A 25,474-nucleotide genomic window follows, 5' to 3' on the forward strand; every position below is an offset into this window, starting at 1 on the left:
GCGCGCCCTGGCCCGCGCCCGCGCCGCCGGCGCCGAACTGGTCCGGCACGGCGCCCGCCCGGCCCTCGCCGACCTGGTGCCGCGCGCGGACGCCGAGGCCCACGCACAGGCACTGCTGTCCCGTTTCGAGGACACCCCCGCCCTCACCGAGACCCTCCGCACCTGGCTCTCCCTGCACGGCAGCTGGGACCGCACGGCGGTCGCCCTCGACGTCCACCGCAACACCGTGCGCCAGCGGATCGCGAAGTGCGCGACCCTGCTCGACCTGGATCTGGACGACCCGGACGTACGGATGGAGCTGTGGTTCGCGCTGCGGTCGGCATGATCGCGTGACCCGTGTCCCAGCGTGCGGGATGCGCGGTGATCCCGTGAAGGCGTGCATCAGAATGGGAGGCATGCCGATACCCGGGACACCCAGCCGCGCCGAGCTCGTCGACCACCTTGTGAAGACCCGTATCGCGGGCGAGGTCGCCACCCCGCGTGAGAACAACCTCTCCCACTACCGCCAGCTGGCGAACGGCAACCGCCATTACTGGCTCGGCCTGGAGCTGGGTGACCGGTGGACCGACGAGCAGGACGTGCTCGCGGTGATGGCGGAGCGGGTGGGGGTCAACGACGATCCGGAGTACCGGTACGGACAGGACACCATCGACCCGGAGCTGACGGTGGACGCCCTGGAGCGGATGGCGGCGCGGCTGCGCAAGGCGGCGGACGGCACGCAGCGGGTGCTGTTCGCGACCGGTCACCCCGGCGGCATGCTGGACGTCCACCACGCCACGGCCGCCGCGCTGCGCTCGGCGGGCTGCGAGATCGTGGTGATCCCGGACGGGCTTCAGACGGACGAGGGGTACGTCATGCAGTTCGCGGACGTGGCGGTCCTGGAGCACGGCGCCACGCTCTGGCACACCCACTCCGGCGAGCCGATGAAGGCGATCCTGACCGCCCTGGAGCGCGAGGGACGCCCGCTGCCGGACCTGGTCGTCGCCGACCACGGCTGGGCGGGCTACGCGGGCCAGCACGGCGTGGACTCCGTCGGGTACGCCGACTGCAACGACCCGGCGCTCTTCGTGGGCGAGTCGGAGGGCACCGTCCAGGTGACGGTCCCACTGGACGACCACGTGGTCAGCCCGCGCTACTACGACCCGATGACGGCGTATCTGCTGGGCGAGGCGGGGCTGAAGTAGCCCGATCCCGGCGCAGCGGCCCGCCGCGGGGGCGGTGACCGGCCGGGGCACGGGCCGCGGGGCGGAGGCGGTGACCGACGGCGGCGCGCGCTTCGTCACGGCGAGCCGCGCGTCCGGGACGAGGGCACACGCCCCGGCGGCGCACCACGAGAACAGCTCCCCGGCTCCGCACACACGCGGACCCCCGCCCCGGAGGGCGTGCGGCGGAGCCCTGGTTCTCCCGGGCCGCTCAGGGGCGGCGCGGCGCCCGGACCACGCCTTCCTGGATCACCGAGATGGCCAGCCGCCCGTCCCGGGTGTAGATGCGGGCCTGGCCGAGGCCGCGGCCCGCTGAGGCGGACGGGGACTCCTGGTCGTACAGGAGCCATTCGTCGGCGCGGAAGGGGCGGTGGAACCACATCGCGTGGTCCAGCGAGGCCCCGACGACGTCGCCGACGGCCCAGCCGCCCCGGCCGTGGGCGAGGAGCACCGAGTCGAGGAGGGTCATGTCGGAGACGTAGGTGGCGAGGACGACGTGCAGCAGGGGGTCGTCGGCCAGCTTGCCGTTGGTGCGGAACCAGACCTGGGAGTGCGGTTCGCGCGGCTCGCCGAAGGTGCCGTACGGCGGGTCGTCGACGTAGCGCAGGTCGATCGCCTCGCGGGTCTCCAGGAACCGCTCGACGACGGCCGCGTCCAGGTGGTCGTAGCCGCGCAGCCGGTCCGCGGAGGTGGGGAGCGTGGCCGGGTCTGGGGCGGCCGGCATGGCGGCCTGGTGGTCGAAGCCGTCCTCGTACCGCTGGAAGGAGGCGGAGAGGGCGAAGATCGGCTGGCCGTGCTGGACCGCGATGACCCGGCGGGCGGTGAAGGAGCGGCCGTCGTTCATGCGGTCGACGGTGTAGACGATCGGCGCGCCGGGGTCGCCGGGGCGCAGGAAGTACGCGTGCAGGGAGTGGGCGAGCCGGTCCTCGGGGACCGTGCGCCCGGCGGCGACCAGCGCCTGGGCCGCGACCTGCCCGCCGAAGACCCGGGGGACGACGGCGGGGCGGGAGTGGCCGCGGAAGATGTCCTCCTCGATCTGCTCGAGGTCGAGCAGATCGAGGAGGTCCTGGAGTGCCTGGCTCATGGTGCTGTTGTACCGGCCGGTGGTTTCCCGGGGCCTACAGGCCCATGTCCTTCGCGATGATCGACTTCATGATCTCGTTGGTGCCGCCGTAGATGCGGTTGACGCGGTTGTCCGCGTACAGGCGGGCGATCGGGTACTCGTTCATGAAGCCGTAGCCGCCGTGCAGCTGGAGGCAGCGGTCGATGACGCGGTGGGCGACCTCGGTGGCGAACAGCTTGGCGCTGGCGGCCTCGGCGGGGGTCAGCTCACCGGCGTCGAGGGCCTCCAGGGCGCGGTCCACGACGGCCTCGGCGGCGTCGACCTCGGCCTGGCAGGCGGCCAGCTCGAACTTGGTGTTCTGGAAGGAGGCGACCGGCTTGCCGAAGACGGTGCGCTCCTGGACGTACTGCTTGGCGAACCGCACGGCGGCCTTGGCCTGCGCGTAGGCGCCGTAGGCGATGCCCCAGCGCTCGGAGGCGAGGTTGTGGCCGAGGTAGTAGAAGCCCTTGTTCTCCTCGCCGAGGAGGTCCTCGACGGGCACCTTGACGTCGACGAACGCCAGCTCGGCGGTGTCGGAGGTCTTCAGGCCGAGCTTGTCGAGCTTGCGGCCGACGGAGTAGCCCTCGGACTTGGTGTCCACGGCGAACAGGGAGATGCCGAAGCGGCGGTCCTCGGCGGAGGACGGGGAGGTGCGGGCGGCCACGATCACGCGGTCGGCGTGGACGCCGCCGGTGATGAAGGTCTTGGCGCCGTTGAGGACGTAGTGCGTGCCGTCCTCGGAGAGCTTGGCGGTGGTCTTCATGCCCGCGAGGTCGGAGCCGGTGCCCGGCTCGGTCATCGCGAGGGCCCACATCTCCTCGGCGGAGACGAACTTCGGCAGGAAGCGCTTCTTCTGCTCGTCGGTGGCGAGCATCTTGAGGTACGGCAGGCCCAGCAGGACGTGCACACCGGAGCCGCCGAACTGCACGCCCGCGCGCGCGGTCTCCTCGTACATGACGGCCTCGAACTTGTACGAGTCGATGCCGGCGCCGCCGAACTCCTCGTCCACGCGGATGCCGAAGATGCCGAGCTCGGCGAGCTTGTAGTAGAAGTCGCGCGGCGCCTGGCCGGCCGCGAACCACTCGTCGTAGACGGGGACGACCTCGGCCTCAATGAAGGCCCGCAGGGTCTCCCGGAACGCCTCGTGATCCTCGTTGAACACCGTACGGCGCACCGCGCCCACCTCCACCGGACTCACAGTTCTCTGTCTAAGCGCTTGCTCAGAACATCACCGTACCGGCGGGTAGGGAGAGCGTCCAGAGGAACCGGCCCGTAACGCTCGTCACGTCACCCCCGAGGGTCACCGGCCGCCGCCGCGAACGCCCCGCACGCCATCCGGTGCAGCAGCTCCGCCGTCCCGCCCCGCCCCGGCAGCGAGCCCGGGCGGCCGAGGTGCGGGGTGGAGTTCAGCAGCCCGAAGACCGAGTGGACGGCGGAGCGGGCCGTGGGTTCGGCCAGGCCCGGGTAGACCTCGCGCACGACCTCCACCCACAGCTCGACGTACTGCCGCTGGAGCTGGCGCACGAGCTTGCGGTCGCTGTCGCGCAGGCGGTCCAGCTCGCGGTCATGCAGGGTGATCAGCGGGCGGTCGTCCAGCGCGAAGTCGATGTGCCCCTCGATCAGCGAGTCCAGCAGCGCCTCCGGGTCCCCGCCGTCCGCCTCGGCGACCCGGCGCTTGCCGCCCGTCAGCAGCTGGCCGCTGATCCCGACCAGCAGCTCCGCGAGCATCGCGTCCTTGCCGGCGAAGTGGCGGTAGAGCCCGGGGCCGCTGATGCCGACCGCGGCGCCTATCTCGTCCACTCCCACGCCGTGGAACCCGCGCTCGGCGAACAGCCGCGCGGCCTCCTTGAGGATCTGCTCGCGCCGGGTGGGGGCGTCGGTTCTGGTGGCCATGGAAGCAATTCTAGACAGGGAGGTTAGCGGTCGTTAACCTGAAGGAAATGGTTAACGCTCATTAACAGCCGATCACTGGCCGAGGGGACCGCGGGACATGGATCAGGCACCCGAGCTGACGAGCGCGGCGGACCCCGCGTCGGAGGCCTGGAAGGCCAACGAAGAGGCCCACCGGGTACTGGTGGACGAGCTGCGGGACAAGCTCGCCGCGGCCCGCCTCGGCGGTGGGCAGCGGGCCCGCGAGCGGCACACCGCGCGCGGGAAGCTGCTGCCCCGGGACCGGGTGGACGGCCTGCTCGACCCCGGCTCGCCCTTCCTGGAGCTGGCCCCGCTCGCCGCCGACGGGCTGTACGACGGCCAGGCCCCGGCCGCCGGGGTCATCGCCGGGATCGGGCGGGTGAGCGGGCGCGAGTGCGTGGTCGTCGCCAACGACGCCACCGTCAAGGGCGGCACGTACTACCCGATGACGGTGAAGAAGCACCTGCGCGCGCAGGAGGTCGCCCTCGACAACCGGCTGCCCTGCATCTACCTCGTGGACTCCGGCGGCGCGTTCCTGCCGATGCAGGACGAGGTCTTCCCGGACCGCAAGCACTTCGGGCGGATCTTCTACAACCAGGCCCGGATGTCCGGCGCGGGCATCCCGCAGATCGCGGCCGTCCTGGGATCGTGCACGGCCGGTGGGGCGTACGTCCCGGCCATGAGCGACGAGGCCGTCATCGTGCGCGACCAGGGCACGATCTTCCTCGGCGGGCCCCCGCTGGTGAAGGCCGCCACCGGTGAGGTCGTCACCGCGGAGGAGCTCGGCGGCGGCGAGGTGCACTCCCGGGTCTCGGGCGTCACCGACCACCTCGCGGAGGACGACGCCCACGCACTGAGGATCGTGCGGAACATCGCCGCCACGCTTCCCGCGCGCGGGCCGCTGCCCTGGTCCGTCGAGCCCTCGGTGGAGCCCAAGGTGGACCCCTACGGCCTCTACGGCGCGGTGCCGGTGGACTCCCGCACCCCCTACGACGTCCGCGAGATCATCGCGCGCATCGCGGACGGCTCCCGGTTCGCCGAGTTCAAGGCCGAGTTCGGGCAGACCCTGGTCACCGGCTTCGCCCGGATCCACGGCCACCCGGTCGGGATCATCGGCAACAACGGCATCCTGTTCTCCGAATCCGCCCAGAAGGGCGCCCACTTCATCGAGCTGTGCGACCAGCGCGGCATCCCGCTGCTGTTCCTCCAGAACATCTCCGGGTTCATGGTCGGCCGGGACTACGAGGCGGGCGGCATCGCCAAGCACGGCGCCAAGATGGTGACCGCGGTCGCCTGCACGCGCGTGCCCAAGCTGACCGTGGTGGTGGGCGGTTCGTACGGCGCCGGGAACTACTCGATGTGCGGCCGGGCCTACTCCCCCCGCTTCCTGTGGATGTGGCCCAACGCCAAGATCTCCGTCATGGGCGGCGAGCAGGCCGCCTCCGTCCTCGCGACCGTCAAGCGGGACCAGCTGGAGTCCCGCGGGGAGACCTGGCCCGCCGAGGACGAGGAGTCCTTCAAGGACCCGATCCGCGCCCAGTACGAGCGCCAGGGCAACGCCTACTACGCCACCGCCCGCCTCTGGGACGACGGGGTCATCGACCCGCTGGACACCCGTCAGGTGCTCGGCCTGGCCCTGACCGCATGCGCCAACGCGCCGCTGGGAGAGCCCCGGTTCGGCGTCTTCCGGATGTGAGGACCCATGTTTGACACAGTGCTGGTCGCCAACCGCGGGGAGATCGCGGTCCGCGTCATCCGCACGCTCCGGGCGCTGGGCGTGCGTTCGGTCGCCGTCTTCTCCGACGCGGACGCCGACGCCCGGCACGTCCGGGAGGCCGACACGGCCGTACGACTGGGCCCGGCGCCGGCCTCGGAGAGCTATCTGTCCGCCGAGCGGCTCCTTGAGGCCGCCGCCCGCACCGGCGCCCAGGCCGTCCACCCCGGCTACGGCTTCCTCGCGGAGAACGCGGCCTTCGCGCGCGCGTGCGCCAACGCGGGGCTGGTCTTCATCGGGCCCCCGGCGGAGTCCATCGCGTTGATGGGCGACAAAATCCGCGCCAAGGAGACCGTGGAGGCGGCCGGAGTACCGGTCGTGCCCGGCGGCCGGGACCCCGAACTCGCCGAGGCCGCACACGCGTTGGGCGCACCGGTCCTGCTGAAGCCCAGCGCGGGCGGCGGCGGCAAGGGCATGCGGCTGGTCCGGGACCTCACCGTCCTGGAGGAGGAGATCGCCGCGGCCCGCCGTGAGGCCCGCACCTCCTTCGGCGACGACACGCTGCTCGTCGAGCGGTGGGTGGACCGGCCCCGGCACATCGAGATCCAGGTCCTCGCGGACGGCCACGGCAACGTGATCCATCTCGGCGAGCGCGAGTGCTCGCTCCAGCGGCGGCACCAGAAGGTCGTCGAGGAGGCGCCCAGCGTCCTGCTGGACGAGGCCACGCGCGCGTCCATGGGCGAGGCGGCGGTCGAGGCGGCCCGCTCCTGCGGCTACCGGGGCGCGGGCACGGTGGAGTTCATCGTGCCGGGCGACGATCCGTCGTCGTACTACTTCATGGAGATGAACACCCGCCTCCAGGTGGAGCACCCGGTCACCGAACTCGTCACCGGCCTCGACCTGGTGGAGTGGCAGCTGCGGGTCGCGGCGGGCGAGCGGCTGCCGTACGGGCAGGAGGACGTCCGGCTGACCGGGCACGCGATCGAGGCCCGCGTCTGCGCCGAGGACCCCGCGCGCGGGTTCCTCCCGTCCGGCGGCACCGTGTTGAGGCTGCGCGAGCCCCAGGGCGACGGCGTCCGCACCGACTCCGGGCTCAGCGAGGGCACGGAGGTCGGCAGCCTGTACGACCCGATGCTGTCCAAGGTCATCGCGTACGGCCCCGACCGCGCGACCGCGCTCAGGAAGCTGAGGGCGGCTCTCGCGGAGACGGTCACGCTGGGCGTGCAGACGAACGCGGGGTTCCTGCGGCGGCTCCTCGCCCATCCGGCGGTCGTCGCGGGCGAGTTGGACACCGGGCTCGTCGAGCGGGTGGTGGACGACCTGGTCTCCACGGACGTACCGGAGGAGGTGTACGAGGCGGCGGCGGCCGTACGGCTCGACGCGCTACGGCCGCGAGGGGAGGGCTGGACCGATCCGTTCTCGGTGCCGAGCGGCTGGCGGATGGGGGGCTCCGGGTTCACGAAGGCCGTCGGGTTCCCGCTGCGGGTGCAGGACCCCGTGGAGTACGTCCCGCGCGGCACGGCCACCGTCGCCGACGAACACGTCACCGTCACCCTCGACGGCGCCCGTCACACCTTCCACCGCGCAGGCGACTGGGTCGGCCGCGACGGCGATGCCTGGCAGGTGCGGGACCACGACCCGGTGGCCGCCGCGCTCACCGGCGCGGCCCGCTCCGGTGCCGGCTCGCTCACCGCGCCCATGCCGGGCACGGTGACCGTGGTGAAGGTCGCCGTGGGGGACGAAGTCACCGCGGGGCAGAGCCTGTTGGTGGTGGAGGCGATGAAGATGGAGCACGTCGTCTCCGCCCCGCACACCGGCACCGTCGCCGAGCTGGACGTCTCGCCGGGCACCACGGTCGCGATGGACCAGGTGCTGGCCGTGATCGCACCGCACGAGGAGGTGGCGCAGTGAGTCTGCCCATGACGGTCCCCGAAGCGGGCCTGCCCGCCCGTGTCCGCATCCACGAGGTCGGCGCCCGCGACGGCCTCCAGAACGAGAAGTCGACCGTGCCGACGGAGGTCAAGGCGGAGTTCGTGCGCCGCCTGGCCGACGCGGGGCTCACGACGATCGAGGCCACGAGCTTCGTCCACCCCAGGTGGGTGCCCCAACTCGCCGACGCGGAGCGGCTGTTCCCCCTGGTGAGCGAGTTGCCGGTGGACCTCCCGGTGCTCGTCCCGAACGACCGCGGCCTGGACCGTGCCCTCGCGCTGGGCGCGACCCGCGTGGCCGTCTTCGCCAGCGCCACCGAGTCCTTCGCCAAGGCCAACCTCAACCGCACGGTGGACGAGGCCCTGGCGATGTTCGAGCCGGTCGTCGGCCGGGCGAAGGCGGCGGGCGGGCACGTGCGCGGCTACCTCTCGATGTGCTTCGGCGACCCCTGGGAGGGCGCGGTCCCCGTCCCGCAGGTGGTGCGCGTGTGCCGCGCCCTGCTCGACATGGGCTGCGACGAACTGAGCCTCGGCGACACCATCGGGGTGGCGACCCCGGGCCACGTGCGCGCGCTGCTCACCGAACTCGACGTGCCCGTCGAGAAGTTGGGTGTGCACTTCCACGACACGTACGGCCAGGCGCTCGCCAACACCTACGCCGCCCTCCAGCACGGCGTCACCACCGTGGACGCCTCCGCGGGCGGCCTCGGCGGCTGCCCGTACGCCAAGTCCGCCACCGGCAACCTCGCCACCGAAGACCTCGTGTGGATGCTTCAGGGCCTCGGCATCGACACCGGTGTCGACCTCGGCCGTCTCGTCGCCACCAGCGTGTGGATGGCCGAACACCTGGGCCGACCCAGCCCGTCCCGCACCGTCCGTGCCCTCTCCCACCAGGAGTGATCCGAGATGGACCACCGCCTCTCCCCCGAGCTCGAAGAACTCCGCCGTACGGTCGAGCAGTTCGCCCACGACGTCGTGGCGCCGAAGATCGGCGAGTACTACGAGCACCACGAGTTCCCGTACGAGATCGTCCGCGAGATGGGCCGCATGGGCCTGTTCGGACTGCCGTTCCCCGAGGAGTACGGCGGTATGGGCGGCGACTACCTGGCCCTCGGCCTCGTGCTTGAGGAACTCGCGCGCGTGGACTCGTCGGTGGCGATCACCCTGGAGGCCGGCGTCTCCCTGGGCGCGATGCCGCTGCACCTCTTCGGCACCGAGGAGCAGAAGCGCGAGTGGCTGCCGCGGCTGTGCTCGGGCGAGATCCTGGGCGCCTTCGGCCTGACCGAGCCGGACGGCGGCAGCGACGCGGGGGCGACCCGGACGACGGCCCGCCTCGACCCCGACACGGACGAGTGGGTCATCAACGGCACCAAGTGCTTCATCACCAACTCCGGTACCGACATCACGGGGTTGGTGACCGTCACCGCCGTCACCGGGCGCAAGCCGGACGGCAGGCCGCTGATCTCCTCGATCATCGTCCCGTCCGGGACGCCGGGCTTCACGGTCGCGGCGCCGTACTCCAAGGTCGGCTGGAACGCCTCCGACACCCGTGAGCTGTCCTTCGCGGACGTCCGGGTCCCGGCGGCGAACCTGCTGGGCGAACAGGGGCGCGGCTACGCCCAGTTCCTGCGCATCCTCGACGAGGGCCGGGTCGCCATCGCCGCCCTCGCGACCGGGCTCGCGCAGGGGTGTGTGGACGAGTCGGTGAAGTACGCGAAGGAGCGCGAGGCGTTCGGCCGGCCCATCGGCGCCAACCAGGCGATCCAGTTCAAGATCGCCGACATGGAGATGAAGGCCCACACGGCCCGCCTCGCCTGGCGGGACGCGGCCTCGCGGCTGGTCTCCGGCGAGTCCTTCAAGAAGGAGGCGGCCCTCGCCAAGCTGTACTCCTCGACCATCGCGGTGGACAACGCCCGCGACGCCACCCAGGTCCACGGCGGCTACGGCTTCATGAACGAGTACCCGGTGGCCCGTATGTGGCGCGACTCCAAGATCCTGGAGATCGGCGAGGGCACGAGCGAGGTGCAGCGGATGCTGATCGCCCGGGAGTTGGGGCTGGCGGGTTAAACCGCAGATCACAGGGCACGCACAGCCTCGACGGGACGGCACCCCGCCCGCTGGACAATTGGTGAGGTTAGGCTAACCTACCTTCGAACTTTGTCCCGGCGGGCGCTCCGCCCCGTTCGAAAGCAGCCACACATGCCCAACGCCAGAGCCTCCCATCTCACCCGCCGTGGCATCCTCGCCGCGGGCGGCGCACTCGGCCTCGGCGGTGTGCTCGCGGCCTGCGGTGACGACGACTCCAGCGGCGGGAGCGCGGCCGAGGAGACGGCGGCTGCCGGCAAGTCCGGTTCCTGGACCTTCAAGGACGACCGCGGCACCACCGTGAAGCTCGACGAGGCCCCCACGAAGATCGTCGCGTTCGTCGGCGTCGCCGCCGCGCTCCACGACTACGGCATCGAGGTCAAGGGCGTCTTCGGCCCGACCAAGACCAAGGACGGCAAGGCCGACGTCCAGGCCGGCGACATGGACGTCAGCAAGCTGACGGTCTTCGGCAACGTCTGGGACCAGTTCAACGTCGAGCAGTACGCGGCGTTCGCCCCCCAGGTCCTCATCACCACGATGTTCGACTCCGCCGGCACCCTCTGGTACGTCCCCGAGGCGTCCAAGGACAAGATCGCCAAGCTGGCCCCGAGCGTCGGCATCTCCGTCTACGACCGTCAGATCACCGCGCCGCTCCAGCGGGTGTGGGAGCTGGCCGAGTCGCTCGGCGCGGACATGAAGGCCGACAAGGTCACCGACGCCAAGAAGCGCTTCGAGACGGCCTCGGAGCGACTGCGGACGGCCGCCAAGGCGCACCCCGACATCAAGGTGCTCGCCGGGTCCGCGGCGCAGGACGTCTTCTACGTCTCCGGCACCAACCTCTCCGTCGACCTCGAGTACTTCAAGGCGCTCGGCGTGAACTTCGTGGAGCCCTCGGCGTCCGTCCTCAAGGCGAGCGGCGGCTGGTACGAGTCGCTGAGCTGGGAGAACGTCGACAAGTACGCGGCGGACATCATCATGATGGACGACCGCACCGCGACCATCCAGCCGGCCGACATCACCGAGGCCACCTGGAAGAAGTTGCCCGCCGTGAAGGCCGGCCAGGTCATCTCCCGCTCCCCGGAGCCGATCCCGTCGTACGACAAGTGCGTGGCGATGGTGGAGAACCTGGCGAAGGCGATCGAGACCGCGAAGAAGGTCAGCTGATTCCATGAGTACGGCCGTAGCCGCCCCGTTCCGTTTCTTCTCCCTCCGGGTCGTACGGACGAGGCGGCTCGGGCCGTCTCTCGTCCGGATCGCCTTCGCCGGGGACGACCTCCGGCACTTCCTCTCCGACGGCCACGACCAGTCGCTGTCGCTGTTCGTCCCCGCCGCCGGGCGGAGCGAGCCCCATGTCCCCGTGGAACTCGGCGACGACTGGTGGCAGGCCTGGCGCGACCTCCCCGACGACGTCCGGGCGGTGATGCGGTCGTACACACTGCGGTCGCTGCGACGGAACCCCGACGAGATCGACATCGACTTCGTGCTGCACGAGCCCGCAGGACCCGCCTCCGCGTGGGCCGCCCAAGCGGACCCCGGCGACCCGGTGTTCCTGCTCGGACCCGCCGTCGCCGACAACCGGGCGATCCGGTTCCGGCCGCCCGAGGACACCGACCTGGTGCTGCTGTGGGGAGACGCGACGGCCCTGCCCGCCGTCGCCGCGATCCTCGAAGCCCTCCCCGCCGGGCAGCGCGCCCGGGTCTGGCTGGAGGTGGCGGACGCCGGGGACGTCCAGGACCTGGCCACCGAGGCGGACACCGAGATCACCTGGCTGGTCCGGGACGAGCACGGCACCGGCCCACTGGCGCCCGACGGCCTCCGCACCGGCCCACTGGCGCTCGACGCCCTCCGCACCGCCCAACTGCCGCCCGCCGAGCGGCCGTACGTCTGGATCGCCGGCGAGTCCGGGTGCGTGAAGGAGCTGCGACGGCACTTCGTGCGGGAGCGGGGGATCGACCGGCGCCGGGTGACGTTCGTGGGGTACTGGCGGCTCGGGCTGTCGGAGGAGCAGCTCAGGGAGTCCGGGGGCTAGGGGGTGCCGTTCGGATCGGGCCGGCGTCGCGGGGTCTGGCACGCACTCCCCCACAACCTCAAGGGCGCGGGGGACCCCCAGCGGCGTTGTCGTCACTCGCCGACTCCCACGCCCGAACAACCTCGCGCGGGAGGGGCCCCCATCGCGTCGCCCGCCGCGGCAGCGGCCGATCGACAAGGCCCCTCCGCCTCGCAGCCGCACGCACCAGACCCCGCCCAGGCCCGCCAGGGCACACCGCTCCTCACAGCGGGCCTGATCCAAACGACACCCGCCAGGGCCCGTTGCGAACGCCTCTCGCGCAACAGGCCCTGGTCCGGGGCGAGTGACGGCAGTCACGGATGGGGCGCGGTTTCGCTGTCGTTAATTAGGTTAGGCTTACCTAAGTTTAAGCCGGGGTTCCGCCCCCGCTCCTGCCCTGCCCGCCCCGCACGGACCGTCCCCACCGGAGGACCCCCACATGCGCTCGCACCTGCTCAATGACACGACCGCGGAGAGCTACCGCCGCTCCGTGACCGAAGGAGTCGAGCGGGTGGCAGCCAAACTCGCCACCGCCAAAAGCCCGTTCACCGGCATCACCGTCGACGCCCTCACCCCCCGCATCGACGAGATCGACCTCGACAAGCCCCTGCTGGACACGGCGGCGGTGCTCGACGAGCTGGAGGACGTCTACCTCCGCGACGCGATCTACTTCCACCACCCCCGCTACCTCGCCCACCTCAACTGCCCGGTCGTCATCCCGGCCGTGCTCGGCGAGGCGATCCTCTCCGCCGTCAACTCCTCCCTGGACACCTGGGACCAGTCGGCCGGCGGCACGCTCATCGAACGCAAGCTGATCGACTGGACGACCGCGCGCATCGGTCTCGGTCCCGCCGCCGACGGCGTGTTCACCTCGGGCGGCACCCAGTCCAACCTCCAGGCCCTGCTGCTCGCCCGCGAGGAGGCCAAGGCCGACAGCCTGGCCGAACTGCGGATCTTCGCCTCCGAGGTCAGCCACTTCAGCGTCAAGAAGTCGGCCAAACTCCTTGGTCTCAGCGCCGATTCGGTCGTGTCGATCCCCGTCGACCACGACAAGCGGATGCAGACCGTCGCCCTCGCCCGCGAGCTGGAGCGCTGCAAGCGGGACGGCCTGGTCCCCATGGCCGTCGTCGCCACCGGCGGCACCACCGACTTCGGCTCCATCGACCCGCTGCCCGAGATCGCCGAGCTGTGCGAGCAGTTCGGGGTGTGGATGCACGTCGACGCGGCCTACGGCTGCGGACTGCTCGCCTCGGTCAAGTACCGGCACCGCATCGACGGCATCGAGCGCGCCGACTCGGTCACCGTGGACTACCACAAGTCCTTCTTCCAGCCGGTGAGTTCGTCCGCCGTGCTGGTTCGCGACGCGGCCACCCTGCGACACGCCACCTACCACGCGGAGTACCTCAACCCGCGCCGGATGGTGCAGGAGCGCATCCCCAACCAGGTGGACAAGTCCCTCCAGACCACCCGCCGCTTCGACGCCCTCAAGCTGTGGATGACCCTGCGCGTGATGGGCGCCGACGGCATCGGCCGGCTCTTCGACGAGGTCTGCGACCTGGCCGTCGAGGGCTGGCGGTTGCTCGCCGCCGACCCGCGCTTCGACGTGGTCGTGGAGCCCTCGCTCTCCACCCTCGTCTTCCGCTACATCCCGGCCGCCGTCACCGACCCGGCCGAGATCGACCGCGCCAACCTCTACGCCCGCAAGGCCCTGTTCGCCTCCGGCGACGCGGTGGTCGCGGGCACCAAGGTGGGCGCCCGCCACTACCTGAAGTTCACCCTGCTCAACCCCGAGACCACGGCCGACGACATGGCCGCCGTCCTCGATCTGATCGCCGGCCACGCCGAGCAGTACCTGGGAGAGTCCCTTGACCGCGCGTCCTGAAGTCCCGAACAAAACCTACGATTTCGTGGGGATCGGGCTCGGCCCGTTCAACCTCGGCCTCGCCTGCCTCACCGAACCCATCGACGAACTCGACGGGATCTTCCTGGACTCGAAGCCCGACTTCGAGTGGCACGCCGGCATGTTCCTGGACGGCGCCCACCTCCAGACCCCGTTCATGTCGGACCTGGTCACCCTCGCCGACCCGACCTCGCCGTACTCCTTCCTCAACTACCTGAAGGAGAAGGGCAGGCTGTACCCGTTCTACATCCGCGAGAACTTCTATCCGCTGCGGGTGGAGTACGACGACTACTGCCGCTGGGCCGCGAACAGGCTGAGCAACGTCCGCTTCGGCACGACGGTCACCGAGGTGACGTACGAGGACGGCGTCTACTCCGTCGCGACCGCCGACGGTGTGGTGTTCCACGCCCGGCGACTCGTCCTCGGCACCGGCACCTCCCCGCACCACCCGGAGGCCGTCCGCGGTCTGGGCGGCGACTTCTTCCACAACTCCCGCTACGTGCAGCACAAGGCGGAGCTCCAGAAGAAGGAGTCGATCACGATCGTCGGCTCCGGTCAGTCCGCCGCGGAGATCTACTACGACCTCCTCAGCGAGATCGACGTGCACGGCTACCGGCTGAACTGGGTGACCCGCTCCCCGCGCTTCTTCCCCCTCGAATACACCAAGCTCACGCTGGAGATGACCTCCCCGGAGTACATCGACTACTACCGCGCGCTGCCCGAGGCCACCCGCTACCGGCTCACCGCCGAGCAGAAGGGCCTGTTCAAGGGGATCGACGGCGACCTCGTCAACGAGATCTTCGACCTGCTCTACCAGAAGAACCTCGGCGGTCCGGTCCCCACCCGGCTGCTCACCAACTCCGCGCTGAACAGCGCGCGTCACGAGAACGGCACGTACACGCTCGGCTTCCGCCAGGAGGAGCAGGAGAAGGACTTCGAGCTGGAGTCCCAGGGCCTGGTGCTGGCCACCGGCTACAAGTACACCGAGCCGGAGTTCCTCGCCCCGGTCAAGGACCGCCTGGTCTACGACTCCCACGGCAACTTCGACGTGTCCCGCGACTACGCGATCGACGTGACGGGCCGAGGCGTCTTCCTCCAGAACGCCGGCGTCCACACCCACAGCATCACCAGCCCCGACCTGGGCATGGGCGCCTACCGCAACAGCTGCATCATCCGAGAGCTGCTCGGCACCGAGTACTACCCGGTCGAGAAGACGATCGCGTTCCAGGAGTTTTCCGTATGACCTTCACCTTCCGCCCGCTGGACCCGCTCAGGGACGCCGAGCTGCTGCACGGTTGGCTCACGCACCCCAAGGCCGCGTTCTGGATGATGCAGGACGCGAAGCTGGAGGACGTCGAGCGCGCCTACATGGAGGTCGCGGCCGACGCACACCAGGAGGCTCTGCTGGGGCTCGACGAGGACGGCGTGCCGGTCTTCCTGATGGAGAGGTACGACCCGGCCCACCGCGAACTCGTCGGCCTGTACGAGCCGTTGGCGGGTGATGTCGGCATGCACTTCCTCACCCCGGCGACCGACAGGCTCGTGCACGGCTTCACCCGGGCCGTCATCACCGCCGTGATGGCCCACCTCTTCGAGGACCCGGCCGTCGAGCGAGTGGTCGTCGAGCCGGACGTCACCAACAAGGCCGTCCACGCCCTGAACGAGGCGGTCGGGTTCGTGCCCGAGCGCGAGATACAGAAGCCGGAGAAAATGGCCCTGTTGAGCTTCTGCACCCGGGAACAGTTCCTCCTCGCGACGGGGGTGTCCGCATGAGCCTCGCCGACGCCGTGGCCCATCTCTCCCCCGAGCGCTGGGAGACGGCCAACCGCCTGCTGATCCGCAAGGGGCTCGCCGAGTTCGCGCACGAGCGGCTGATCGAGCCCGAGGAGACGGACAAGGACCAGTACGTCGTCCGCAGCGACGACGGCAAGACCCGCTACGACTTCACGGCCGTCCGCCGCGCCCTCGACCACTGGCAGGTCGACGCCGACTCCATCACCCGCCACCGCGACGGCGCCGAACTCCCGCTCGCCGCCCTGGACTTCTTCATCGAGCTGAAGAACACCCTGGGCCTGACCGACGAGATCCTGCCGATCTACCTGGAGGAGATCTCCTCCACCCTCTCCGGCACCTGCTACAAGCTCACCAAGCCGCAGATCCCGGTCGCCGAGCTGATCCGCTCGGGCTTCCAGGAGATCGAGACCGGCATGACCGAGGGCCACCCCTGCTTCGTGGCCAACAACGGCCGGCTCGGCTTCGGCATCCACGAGTACCTCTCGTACGCCCCCGAGACCGCGAGCCCGGTCCGCCTGGTCTGGCTCGCCGCGCACCGCTCCCGCGCCGCGTTCACGGCCGGGGTCGGCATCGAGTACGAGTCCTTCGTACGCCAGGAGCTGGGCGAGGAGACCGTCGAGCGCTTCCACGGCGTCCTGCGCGACGGGGGTCACGACCCCGCCGAGTACCTCTTCATCCCGGTCCACCCCTGGCAGTGGTGGAACAAGCTCACCGTCACCTTCGCCGCCGAGGTCGCCCGCGGCCTGCTGGTCTGCCTCGGCGAGGGCGACGACGAGTACCTGGCCCAGCAGTCCATCCGGACCTTCTTCAACAGGTCGCACCCCGAGAAGCACTATGTGAAGACGGCCCTGTCCGTCCTCAACATGGGCTTCATGCGCGGACTCTCGGCCGCGTACATGGAGGCGACCCCGGCGATCAACGACTGGCTGGCCGGCCTCATCGAGGGCGACCCGGTCCTGAAGTCGACGGGCCTCACGATCATCCGCGAGCGGGCCGCCGTCGGCTACCGGCACCTGGAGTACGAGGCCGCCACCGACCGCTACTCGGCATACCGCAAGATGCTCGCCGCACTGTGGCGCGAGAGCCCGGTCGCGTCCCTCCAGGACGGAGAGTCGCTCGCCACGATGGCCTCCCTGGTCCATGTCGACCACGAGGGCCGGTCCTTCGCGGGTGCGCTGATCGAGCGGTCCGGGCTCACCCCGGCGGACTGGCTGCGCCGCTACCTCAAGGCGTACTACACCCCTCTGCTGCACAGCTTCTACGCCTACGACCTGGTGTTCATGCCGCACGGCGAGAACGTCATCCTGGCGCTCAAGGACGGCGTGGTGGAGCGGGCGATCTACAAGGACATCGCCGAGGAGATCGCCGTCATGGACCCGGACGCGGTGCTGCCGCCGACGGTCGAGCGGCTGCGCGTCGAGGTCCCCGACGACATGAAACTCCTGTCGATCTTCACGGACGTCTTCGACTGCTTCTTCCGCTTCCTCGCGGCCAACCTCGCCGCCGAAGGAGTCCTGGAGGAGGAGGACTTCTGGCGCACGGTCGCCGAGGTCACCCGCGACTACCAGCACTCGGTGCCCGAACTCGCCGACAAGTTCAAGCAGTACGACCTGTTCGCGCCCGAGTTCGCCCGCTCCTGCCTCAACCGCCTCCAGCTGCGCGACAACAAGCAGATGGTGGACCTGGCCGACCCGTCCGGCGCACTCCAGCTGGTCGGCACCCTGAACAACCCCATCGCGGGCCTGTAGGACGGCCCAACGACCAGGCGGGGCACGGGAGTACGGTCCTCCTGTGCCCCGTCTTTTTCTGGCTCTTCTTGCGTCTCTTGAGCACATGGTGAGCACAGCATCGTCATAGTGAGTGCCACTACGGTCCACATCTTGCCGTGACCGCGCTCCTTTGGGGGGAGACGAGACGATGATGTCCGAGCACACGCCACAGCAAGTCCTGCGCACCCCCGACGCCGGGTTCGCGGCGGAGGACGTCGCGGCCGTCCACGCCTACGCGAGCGCGTTCTGCGGCAGACCGGCCACGGCGGCGGACCTCGCCACGGCGGTGCTGACGGCCCAGCAGGGGCCCGCCACCCGTCCGGCCCTCCTCGCCGACGTCCGCCGGACCGCGTTCGGCTGGCTGCGGGACGGCCGCTCCGCCGTCCTGCGCCCCGGCTTCCGGGACTGGGCCCAGCGGGCCGGCGAGTCCTTCGGTACGACGGACACCCTGCGGCACGTGGAGCACGACTCCCTGCTGCTGCGGGCGTTCGGGGAGCTGGCCGAGCAGTCCCGGGCGGCGCTGTGGCTGTGCCAGGCGGAGGCCGAACCGGCTTTCGCAGCAAGGGTGTTGAACACCTCGGAGGAGTTCGCCGAGTCGATGGCCGAGGCGGCCCGCGCCCGGCTCGCCGACACCTTCCTGCGGCTGCGCGCCGAGCACACGACCGACGCCCGCTGCGTCCACTACGGCGGCATGCTCGGCGCCATCGCCCGCGGCACCCATCGCGAGACCCCGCCGGACCTCGAACGGCATCTGGAGTCCTGCGAGTTCTGCGCCCACGACATCGCGCTGCTGCGCACGCTGACCTCGGGAGACGCGGCGGAGCTACGGCCCCTGCTGGTCGACCGGCTCCTGGTGTGGGGCGGCCCGGCGTACCGCTCGGCACGGCCGCCGACGCCCACGCCGCTGACGGTGCCCGGGCTCGGACTCGGGCGGACCGACGGCGGCCACGCCAAGCCCGGGGGCCCGAGGATGGGCTCGTGGGCCAAGGCGGCCTTACGGGGCAGGGGCAAGGGCAAGGGCAGCGCGGGGTCGGCCTCGGGGGCGGAGCCCCGGCCGACGTCCGGCACGGCACAGCCCCCGCGGACCGAGCCCGAACAGCCCGTACCCGACACCACCGCCTCCCCCTCCCCCTCCCCCACCGCCCCCGAAACCCCCACAGCCCCCACCACCCCCGCTCCCCCCGCCTTCCTCACCACCCCCACCCCACCGGGCACCACCCCCACCCCGCCCCGCACCACCACCCCCGCCCCACGCCGTCCCGTCCTCCCCCTGGCCGCCGCCGTCGTCGTCACCGCCGTCGCCAGCGCCGTCACCCTGAACCTGCTGTCCGACACCGGGACCGGGACGGCCGTGGACTCCTACGGACCGCCGCCCTCCGCCTCCCGGCCCTCCTCGGCGGCGCCCTCGCCGACCACGGCACCCGGCACCGTGCTCGCGACCGTCGCCCTGAAGAGCGCGGCCGATCCCGGGAGTTGTGTCACCGCCACCCCGGGGAGCTCCCCGGACAACGCCCCCGTACCGGCCGCGTGCGCCGGCGGGGCCACCCAGCAGTGGCGGGTCGTCGCCGTCGGGCAGGGGGCCGTCGACCTCCAGCACGTGGCCTCGACGTTCTGTCTGGACATCGCGGGCTACCGGGCCCCGGGCGACCCCATGCAGATGCGGCCCTGCGCCTACCAGCAGGGCGACAGCGCCCCCTACCCGGAGGACCAGGCGTTCGTCGTCGAGACCCACCGGGACAAGACCTTCACGCTGGTCTGCCAGGACAACCCGGACATCGCCGTGGGGATCCGCGACGGCGAGATCCGGATGCTGTCGGCCGGGACCGGGAGCAAGGCGATCCGCTTCGCGCTCGACGACGCCCTGTCCGAGGCACTGGGCAACTGAGCCCCGGATGCCAGAATTTCCCCATGGCGGAAATCCTCCAGAAGGACGGCACATGGGTCTTCGACGGCGACGCGCTGCGCCTGACTCCGGGAAGGGACAAGAACGTCGGACTGCTCCGCAAGACGCTCGGTGAACTCGTCGTACCGCTCGGTGCGTTGGCGGGCGTCTCCTTCGAACAGGGCAAGAAGACCGGCCGGTTGAGGCTGCGGCTGCGCGACGGCGCCGACCCGCTGCTGCACGCGACCGGCGGCCGGCTGGCCGAGCCGCACGACCCCTACCAGCTGATCGTCGAGTCGGACCGCTACGGCGTCGCCGAGTACTTCGTGGACGAGGTGCGCAACGCGCTGCTCCTGGACCAGGTCCCCACCGACCCGGTGGACGGGTATCTGCTGCCCGGCCCCGCCGTGCCCCTGTCGGTGTCGGCCGGCGACGGCACCGCGGCCTTCGACGGGGAGCACATCCGGCTGGAGTGGAACTGGAAGACCGAGGACGCCAAGGCGTCCGCCGGCGCCCGCAGCCTGGCCATGGCCGACATCATCGCCGTGGAGTGGCAGCCCGCGGTCGGCCTGGAGAACGGCCATCTGCGCTTCACCGTGCGGCACGCGCCGACCAAGGCGCCGCCGAAGTACGACCCCAACGCGGTGGAGCTGTGGGGCTTCAAGAAGGACCCGCTGATGGCGTTGGTCGCGGCGGCGGTCCAGGCCAGGCTTCCGCACCCGGCCCGGGCCGCCGCCACGGACGTACAGAAAAGCGGTGTACTGACAAGCAAGGAGCCACGACCGGAAACGCCTTCTTCTCCGGTCGCCGCCGAGGACGGTCATGACGCGCTCCTGCGCCGGCTGCGCGAGCTCGGTGAGCTGCACCGCACGGGTGTCCTGACGGACGAGGAGTTCACCATGGCCAAGCAGGCGATCCTCAAGCGGATGTAACGGCCCCTTCGTGACCGCTACTTGGCCCTGCGCGCCACCGTGAAGTGGTCGATGCGGTCGCCGGTCTCGGCGATGCCCGACACCTTCAGCTTGGCGTAGCGGCCCTTCGACGCGGGCTCGACGTCCACGCGCAGGAAGGAGTAGTTGAGGTAGCGCACCCGGGACCAGGCGACGGTCTCGTTGACCTTGCCGTCCTTGGTGTTGATGAAGGAGGCGACGGACTCCTGCTCGTTGAGGTGGCCCTCGTAGGAGTCCGGCGCGGTGAACGCGTACAGGCTGCGGCCCGCGGCGCCCGCCGTGACGTAGACGACGCCCTCGGTCTCGGGGTACGCGGTCTCGCCGATCGGGAGCTTCTTGGTGACCTTGTTGCCCTTGATGACGTCGGTGCGCTCGTACTGGTGGTTGTGGCCGTTGATGACCAGGTCCACCGTGTACTTCTCGAACAGCGGCACCCACTCCTGGCGCACGCCCCCCTCCGAGGCGTGCGCGGTGGAGGTGCAGTACGCACAGTGGTGGAAGAACACGACGATGAAGTCGACGTCCTTCGCGGCGCGGTACTTCTTCAGCTGCGCCTCGAACCACTTGGTCTGGGTGCCGCCGGAGATGCCGAGGTTGGCCGGGATCTCGAAGGAGACGTCGTTCGGGTCGAGCGAGATGACCGCGGTGTTGCCGTAGACGAAGGAGTAGACGCCCGGCAGGTGCTTCTTGTCCGGCCCGTTGTCGGGGAGCGTGAAGCGGGCCTCCTCGCCGCCGTAGCCGTTGGGCGAGTACCAGGCCTCCATGTCGTGGTTGCCGTAACTGACCATCCACGGCACGGACTTGGCGACCGACTCGGTCTGGGCGAGGAACTGGTCCCAGACCCGGGAGTCGAAGCCGGTGTCGGCGGCCTGGCCCTGGCCGGTCGGGTCGGCGTAGGCGATGTCACCGGCGTGCAGGTGGAAGGCCGGGTTCTGGCCGAGCAGCAGGCTGTCGTTGGCCAGGCCGTGGTAGCTGACGCCCTGGTCGCCGAAGGCGGTGAAGGTGAACGCCTTCTTGTGGGCGGGCGCGGTGGTGAAGGTGCCCAGGGTGCCGGTCAGGTGCGGCTCGGCCGGGTCGAAGCCCTGGTGGCCGACGCCGTAGTAGTAGGTCTGGCCGGGGCGCAGGTGGCTCAGCTTGGCGTGCAGGTAGTACTGGGTGTGGTCGGCGCTCGCGCCGACGCCGGTCGGGGTGTACAGGGTGCGCACCTCGGCCTCGATCTTGCGCGAGAGGTCCCAGGGGCGGGCGCCGATGCGGATGAAGGGCTTCTTCACCGCGACCGGGACCTGCCAGGAGACGGTGACCTCGGTGCGCGGGTCGTTGCCCCACGCGAGGTGCCGGCCGAAGGGGGCGACGAGGGAGCCGTCGACGCTCGCGGCACTGGCGAAGGTCTGGGTGGGAACGGCGGCCTGGGCGGTGGCGCCCGGAACGAACGCGCCACCGGCGACGGCGCCGAGCGTGACGGCTCCGCCTCTGATCATCGTGCGCCGGGAGAATCTGGCGCGCAGGTACTCGTGCTGCTCGGCCATGCTCATGCGCTCGGCGAGCTTCTCGGGTACTCCCATGCGAGGAATGTCCATGGCGTCTGAAACTCGTCTCCCCGGGCGACGGACCGCAAGACGCAGGATGGACAGCTCGCGAACAGGGACTCATGAGAGATTCAATGTTCTTCCAAGGATTTCCAACAGCCGCTTGCCCGATATCGGGCAGGATTCTTGCGAAAGCCGTTCCGGTCCCCCAGGATCTACCGGGTGCACGACGAACTCGTTGATCATCTGACGCGGTCCACGCCCCTGAGCCGGGGCGAGGCGCTGCGGGTGGTCCAGGACGTGCTCGCCTACTTCGACGAGACGACCGTGGAGTACGTCCGTCGCCGCCACCGTGAGCTTCAGGCCCAGGGCCTGGTCAACGCGGAGATCTTCGGTCGGATCGAGGCGGACCTGAAATACCGGGCGGTCGCGCCGCCGGAGCTTACGCTCAGGCAGCTGCGCCGCATCGTCTACGGCTAGGAATACCCATATATGTGCGGAATCGTCGGTTACATCGGCAAGCGTGACGTCGCCCCCCTGCTGCTGGAGGGACTTCAGCGGCTGGAGTACCGCGGCTACGACTCGGCGGGCATCGTCGTCACCTCGCCGAGGACGGCGGGCCTGAAGATGGTCAAGGCCAAGGGCCGGGTGCGCGACCTGGAGGCGAAGGTCCCGGCCCGCTTCAAGGGCACGACCGGCATCGCGCACACCCGCTGGGCCACCCACGGCGCCCCCTCCGACGTGAACGCCCACCCGCACCTGGACGCCGAGGGCAAGGTCGCCGTCGTCCACAACGGCATCATCGACAACGCCTCCGACCTGCGCCGCAAGCTGGAGGCGGATGGTGTGGTGTTCCAGTCCGAGACGGACACCGAGGTCCTCGTCCACCTCATCGCGCGCTCCCAGGCGGAGGAACTGGAGGACAAGGTCCGCGACACCCTGCGGGTGATCGAGGGCACCTACGGCATCGCCGTGATGCACGCCGACTTCAACGACCGGATCGTGGTGGCCCGAAACGGCTCCCCGGTGGTCCTCGGCATCGGCGAGAAGGAGATGTTCGTCGCCTCGGACATCGCCGCGCTGGTCGCCCACACCCGGCAGATAGTGACGCTGGACGACGGCGAGATGGCCACCCTCAAGGCCGACGACTTCCGTACCTACACGACCGAGGGCACCCGTACGACGGCGGAGCCCACCACGGTCGAGTGGGAGGCCGCGTCCTACGACATGGGCGGCCACGACACCTACATGCACAAGGAGATCCACGAACAGGCCGACGCCGTGGACCGCGTGCTGCGCGGCCGCATCGACGACCGCTTCTCCACCGTGCACCTCGGCGGCCTCAACCTGGACGCCCGTGAGGCCCGCCAGATCCGCCGCGTGAAGATCCTCGGCTGCGGCACCTCGTACCACGCGGGCATGATCGGCGCCCAGATGATCGAGGAGCTGGCCCGCATCCCCGCGGACGCCGAGCCCGCCTCGGAGTTCCGCTACCGCAACGCGGTCGTGGACCCCGAGACGCTGTACGTGGCCGTCTCGCAGTCCGGTGAGACCTACGACGTCCTCGCCGCCGTCCAGGAGCTCAAGCGCAAGGGCGCCCGGGTCTTCGGCATCGTCAACGTCGTCGGCTCGGCGATCGCGCGGGAGTCGGACGCCGGGATCTACGTCCACGCGGGCCCCGAGGTCTGCGTGGTCTCCACGAAGTGCTTCACCAACACCACGGTGGCCTTCGCGCTGCTCGCCCTGCACCTGGGGCGCACCCGCGACCTCTCGGTGCGCGACGGCAAGCGGATCATCGAGGGGCTGCGCCGGCTGCCGGGCCAGATCTCCGAGATCCTGGAGCAGGAGGAGCAGATCAAGAAGCTGGCCGCGCAGTTCGCGGAGGCCCGCTCGATGCTCTTCATCGGCCGGGTCCGGGGCTACCCGGTGGCCCGCGAGGCCTCCCTGAAGCTCAAGGAGGTCTCCTACATCCACGCGGAGGCCTACCCCGCCTCCGAGCTCAAGCACGGCCCGCTGGCCCTCATCGAGCCGGCCCTGCCCACGGTCGCGATCGTCCCGGACGACGACCTGCTGGAGAAGAACCGCGCCGCCCTGGAGGAGATCAAGGCCCGCAGCGGCCGGATCCTGGCGGTGGCCCACCAGCACCAGGAGAAGGCCGACGAGACGATCGTCGTCCCGAAGAACGAGGACGAGCTGGACCCCATCCTGATGGGCATCCCCCTCCAACTCCTCGCCTATCACACGGCACTTGCCCTGGGCCGGGACATCGACAAGCCGCGGAACCTGGCGAAGTCGGTGACGGTGGAGTAGCCAACCGCCGTTCCCCGCCCCGGACATGAACGATCCCCTGTGTGCCACCAGCACAGGGGATCGCTCTTTCAGGGGCCGGGGTCGCCCAATACCCCGGCCCGTCGCTGCGTCAGCCGGTGGCCGTCACCTCTCGGCCCGCAGCGCGTCGGGGAAGTACCGTCGGCCAGTGGGCCAGTGCGGCCGTCGCCGCGTACCAGGCCAGCGCGCCCGAGCCGACGGCGAACCAGCCCCCCACCTTGGTGAGCGCGCCGCCGGCCCCGAACTGCGCGAGGGCGAGCAGCACGAGGCAGACGAGGAACAACCCGTAGGTGCCCTGGGTGAGTTGGTCCCCTCCCGCGAGGGTCAGGGACAGGACGACGAGGGCGAACAGCAGCAGGAACAGCCCCGCCGCGTCGGCCGAGCCGCGGTCCGCGACGGCCCAGGTGAACCAGAGCGCGCCGAGCGCCGAGAACGCCGTACCGTCGGCCGTGTCGCGGTCGCGGAGGGCGAGGAGTCCGGCGACGAACAGCGCGACGCCGCCTACGTAGTGGGCCAGTGATACGGCGTCGGATGCCGACACCCCGTCGATCACAGCGGTGTTCCCGAGTCCGAACGCCAACAGGGTGACGCCCAGGGCCAGTCGGCCGACCACGGTGGTGGTCGCAGTTCCCGCGGAGACGTCTTTGTCCACGGCGGGCTCCCTTCGTGCATGTGCAGTTGTGCGGTGACCGATATATGCCCTTCACAAGGGCACAAACACCTCTACGCACGAGTAGATTTGCACATCTCACCAGGGAGAACGGCGAGTTACGGAATGACGACGACCGGACGCTTGGCCCGCTTGGCGAGCCGCCCCGCGACGGAGCCGAAGATGCGTCCCACGATGCCGTGCGTGGAGCCGACGACGATCGCGTCCGCCTCGTACTCCCGCCCGACCTCCTCGAGTTCGTGGCAGATGTCCCCGCCGCGCTCGACGAGGATCCAGGGCACCTCGGCCAGGTAGTCCGCGCAGGCCAGTTCGAGGCCGAGCACCTCGGTGCGATGGTCCGGCACGTCCACGAAGACCGGTGGCTCGCAGCCGGCCCACACGGTGGTGGGCAGTCGGTTCGCGACATGCACGATGACCAGGCCCGAGCCGGAGCGATGGGCCATGCCGATCGCGTAGGCGAGGGCGCGCTCGCTGGATGTGGAGCCGTCGAAGCCCACGACGACGCCGTGCTTGAAGGCGGGGTCGCAGGAGTGGCGTGGCTCTTCCGCCGCCTGGGGCTCGGCCGCCGTGGGGTCGGCGACGGGCCGCTTGCGGTCCGCTGGTTCGAAGAATTCGTGACCGGCCATGGCTGTCTCGGCTTTTCGATCCTTTGTGGGAGGGCCGGCG

General features: G+C 70.5%; 22 protein-coding genes. 16 read left to right on the plus strand and 6 right to left on the minus strand.

Going from position 1 to position 25,474, the window contains the following annotated elements:
- Together G3I78_RS37330 and G3I78_RS37335 are read left to right on the plus strand one after the other, a co-directional pair.
- Positions 1 to 325: helix-turn-helix domain-containing protein (locus G3I78_RS37330; RefSeq protein WP_164433112.1), on the plus strand; the 325-nt coding region annotated here is incomplete at its 5' end.
- A gap of 70 nt (positions 326 to 395) precedes the next feature.
- A complete protein-coding gene (locus G3I78_RS37335) occupies positions 396 to 1,184 on the plus strand; it encodes a phosphatase (RefSeq protein WP_164433114.1) in 789 nt (262 codons plus the stop codon).
- A gap of 229 nt (positions 1,185 to 1,413) precedes the next feature.
- Here the strand turns inward: G3I78_RS37335 and G3I78_RS37340 are convergent, their stop codons facing one another.
- The 3 genes from G3I78_RS37340 to G3I78_RS37350 all read right to left on the minus strand — a co-directional run bounded on the left by G3I78_RS37340 (position 1,414) and on the right by G3I78_RS37350 (position 4,197).
- Positions 1,414 to 2,286, minus strand: coding sequence for an acyl-CoA thioesterase II (locus G3I78_RS37340; protein ID WP_164433116.1), 873 nt, complete (start codon positions 2,284 to 2,286; stop codon positions 1,414 to 1,416).
- A 34-nt stretch (positions 2,287 to 2,320) separates the two neighbouring features.
- Positions 2,321 to 3,478 (minus strand): acyl-CoA dehydrogenase family protein, encoded by a 1,158-nt coding sequence (locus G3I78_RS37345; protein WP_164433314.1) that lies wholly within the window; start codon positions 3,476 to 3,478, stop codon positions 2,321 to 2,323.
- A 113-nt stretch (positions 3,479 to 3,591) separates the two neighbouring features.
- Entirely contained in the window at positions 3,592 to 4,197 is a 606-nt protein-coding gene (locus G3I78_RS37350; protein WP_164433118.1) for a TetR/AcrR family transcriptional regulator, read from the minus strand.
- A gap of 97 nt (positions 4,198 to 4,294) precedes the next feature.
- On the opposite strand from G3I78_RS37350, the gene G3I78_RS37355 reads away from it, so the two are divergent.
- The 12 genes from G3I78_RS37355 to G3I78_RS37410 all read left to right on the plus strand — a co-directional run bounded on the left by G3I78_RS37355 (position 4,295) and on the right by G3I78_RS37410 (position 20,266).
- Positions 4,295 to 5,911 carry a carboxyl transferase domain-containing protein gene (locus G3I78_RS37355; RefSeq protein ID WP_164433119.1) on the plus strand — a complete coding sequence of 539 codons (1,617 nt, stop codon included), beginning with the start codon at positions 4,295 to 4,297 and terminating at the stop codon, positions 5,909 to 5,911.
- A gap of 6 nt (positions 5,912 to 5,917) precedes the next feature.
- Positions 5,918 to 7,840 carry a biotin carboxylase N-terminal domain-containing protein gene (locus tag G3I78_RS37360; RefSeq protein WP_164433121.1) on the plus strand — a complete coding sequence of 641 codons (1,923 nt, stop codon included), beginning with the start codon at positions 5,918 to 5,920 and terminating at the stop codon, positions 7,838 to 7,840.
- Positions 7,837 to 8,757: a hydroxymethylglutaryl-CoA lyase gene (locus tag G3I78_RS37365; protein WP_164433123.1), complete on the plus strand. Its 921-nt coding sequence runs from the start codon at positions 7,837 to 7,839 to the stop codon at positions 8,755 to 8,757. Before G3I78_RS37360 ends, G3I78_RS37365 begins: the two co-directional genes overlap by 4 nt.
- Positions 8,758 to 8,763: 6 nt before the next feature.
- Entirely contained in the window at positions 8,764 to 9,924 is a 1,161-nt protein-coding gene (locus G3I78_RS37370) for an acyl-CoA dehydrogenase family protein (protein ID WP_164433125.1), read from the plus strand.
- Positions 9,925 to 10,056: 132 nt separating this feature from the next.
- On the plus strand, positions 10,057 to 11,106 hold the full coding sequence (locus G3I78_RS37375) for an ABC transporter substrate-binding protein (RefSeq protein ID WP_164433127.1): 1,050 nt from the start codon (positions 10,057 to 10,059) through the stop codon (positions 11,104 to 11,106).
- A gap of 4 nt (positions 11,107 to 11,110) precedes the next feature.
- Complete coding sequence (locus G3I78_RS37380; RefSeq protein ID WP_164433129.1) at positions 11,111 to 11,971, plus strand: siderophore-interacting protein; 861 nt, start codon at positions 11,111 to 11,113, stop codon at positions 11,969 to 11,971.
- 457 nt (positions 11,972 to 12,428) lie between these two features.
- Positions 12,429 to 13,871, plus strand: coding sequence for a lysine decarboxylase DesA (gene desA / locus G3I78_RS37385; protein ID WP_164433131.1), 1,443 nt, complete (start codon positions 12,429 to 12,431; stop codon positions 13,869 to 13,871).
- Positions 13,855 to 15,132 (plus strand): lysine N(6)-hydroxylase/L-ornithine N(5)-oxygenase family protein, encoded by a 1,278-nt coding sequence (locus G3I78_RS37390; protein WP_164433133.1) that lies wholly within the window; start codon positions 13,855 to 13,857, stop codon positions 15,130 to 15,132. The genes desA and G3I78_RS37390 overlap by 17 nt, the downstream gene beginning before the upstream one ends.
- A complete protein-coding gene (locus G3I78_RS37395) occupies positions 15,129 to 15,662 on the plus strand; it encodes a GNAT family N-acetyltransferase (protein WP_164433135.1) in 534 nt (177 codons plus the stop codon). Before G3I78_RS37390 ends, G3I78_RS37395 begins: the two co-directional genes overlap by 4 nt.
- Positions 15,659 to 17,431 (plus strand): IucA/IucC family siderophore biosynthesis protein, encoded by a 1,773-nt coding sequence (locus tag G3I78_RS37400; RefSeq protein WP_164433137.1) that lies wholly within the window; start codon positions 15,659 to 15,661, stop codon positions 17,429 to 17,431. Before G3I78_RS37395 ends, G3I78_RS37400 begins: the two co-directional genes overlap by 4 nt.
- Positions 17,432 to 17,603: 172 nt before the next feature.
- Entirely contained in the window at positions 17,604 to 19,337 is a 1,734-nt protein-coding gene (locus G3I78_RS37405; RefSeq protein WP_164433139.1) for an RICIN domain-containing protein, read from the plus strand.
- A 23-nt stretch (positions 19,338 to 19,360) separates the two neighbouring features.
- Complete coding sequence (locus G3I78_RS37410; RefSeq protein WP_164433141.1) at positions 19,361 to 20,266, plus strand: DUF4429 domain-containing protein; 906 nt, start codon at positions 19,361 to 19,363, stop codon at positions 20,264 to 20,266.
- 17 nt (positions 20,267 to 20,283) lie between these two features.
- Here the strand turns inward: G3I78_RS37410 and G3I78_RS37415 are convergent, their stop codons facing one another.
- A complete protein-coding gene (locus G3I78_RS37415) occupies positions 20,284 to 21,846 on the minus strand; it encodes a metallophosphoesterase family protein (protein ID WP_164433143.1) in 1,563 nt (520 codons plus the stop codon).
- Positions 21,847 to 22,032: 186 nt separating this feature from the next.
- On the opposite strand from G3I78_RS37415, the gene G3I78_RS37420 reads away from it, so the two are divergent.
- Together G3I78_RS37420 and glmS are read left to right on the plus strand one after the other, a co-directional pair.
- Positions 22,033 to 22,290, plus strand: coding sequence for a hypothetical protein (locus G3I78_RS37420; RefSeq protein WP_164433316.1), 258 nt, complete (start codon positions 22,033 to 22,035; stop codon positions 22,288 to 22,290).
- Positions 22,291 to 22,302: 12 nt separating this feature from the next.
- Positions 22,303 to 24,120, plus strand: coding sequence for a glutamine--fructose-6-phosphate transaminase (isomerizing) (gene glmS / locus G3I78_RS37425; protein ID WP_164433145.1), 1,818 nt, complete (start codon positions 22,303 to 22,305; stop codon positions 24,118 to 24,120).
- Between the two features lie 109 nt (positions 24,121 to 24,229).
- Here the strand turns inward: glmS and G3I78_RS37430 are convergent, their stop codons facing one another.
- Complete coding sequence (locus tag G3I78_RS37430) at positions 24,230 to 24,790, minus strand: GPR1/FUN34/YaaH family transporter (RefSeq protein WP_164433147.1); 561 nt, start codon at positions 24,788 to 24,790, stop codon at positions 24,230 to 24,232.
- A 116-nt stretch (positions 24,791 to 24,906) separates the two neighbouring features.
- Positions 24,907 to 25,434 (minus strand): universal stress protein, encoded by a 528-nt coding sequence (locus G3I78_RS37435; RefSeq protein ID WP_164433149.1) that lies wholly within the window; start codon positions 25,432 to 25,434, stop codon positions 24,907 to 24,909.
- Positions 25,435 to 25,474 lie beyond the last annotated feature (40 nt).

The organism is Streptomyces sp. SID13726 (assembly GCF_010548375.1).
In the GTDB taxonomy this organism is placed as follows: domain Bacteria; phylum Actinomycetota; class Actinomycetes; order Streptomycetales; family Streptomycetaceae; genus Streptomyces.